At 59.1% G+C, this 847-nt stretch carries 1 protein-coding gene; it reads left to right on the top strand.

Features of this window, described 5'->3' with window-relative positions:
- Positions 1–188 precede the first annotated feature (188 nt).
- Positions 189–847: IS110 family transposase (locus ACVOMF_RS20890; protein WP_481510976.1), on the top strand; the 659-nt coding region annotated here is incomplete at its 3' end.

Here is an 847-nt window from a genome sequence, read left to right as displayed (position 1 = left end):
GTAGATTGTGGTTGAGAGCGGAGTGCGGCAGCCCGTTACGTCGCGGTGCCCAGAAGCACGTGTAGGAGTTGGGGCGCCGCACTCCAAACTCCCCTTCAACCCGAACAGTTGATCGGATACGAGTCCGAACCGTACAAGCATGGGATCGGGGGAGCGCTCTCACTGTCAGCCTATACCAGGAGCCGGTGATGAGTAGTTATGTTGGTATCGATGTGGCCAAGTTGGAACTGGTGGTCCACGTTCTGCCCCAAGAGCAGGGCAAAATCTTCGCCAACTCAGCAGCCGGCCTTGCCGAACTGGTTAACTGGCTGCACCAGATGCCGTGTCAGCGCATCGTTTTTGAAGCCAGCGGCGGTTATGAACAGGCACTACTGAAGAGTCTGCATCAGGCAGGTTTACCCGCTGTGCGGCTTTCCGCTCAGCGTCCACGTGAATTGGCACGCGCCTTGGGGGTGAAGGCTAAAACCGACGCATTGGATGCCCGCGTGTTGGCAGTGGCAGCGCAGTTGCTGCCGGCAGTACTAACAGGGCCGTTGCCTGAAACCACCGCGATTTTGCGCCAGTGGCTGCAGTTGAGAAGCGCCTTTGTAAGTGAGCGCGATAGCCATCGTCGCCGTCTTCAGCAACTGCTGGAACCTCAGGTGCAAACCTTCCTGCAGGACTGGATAGGCAAGCTCCAAGCGCAGATCAAAGACCTGGACAAGCTCTTAGCCAAACTTGTCAGTGCTGAGCCCTCATCGCTGGCTAAGGCACCGGGGCTGGGCCCAATCCTGCGTGCCACCTTGGCGGCGCGGTTACCCGAACTGGGACGGCTGGATCGCAGGCAGATCGCGGCCTTGGTGGGTCT

This window comes from Stenotrophomonas sp. STEN022, from assembly GCF_056760155.1.
The sequence above is the reverse complement of the archived record's forward strand: the minus strand, read 5'-3'. Positions and strand labels throughout refer to the sequence as shown.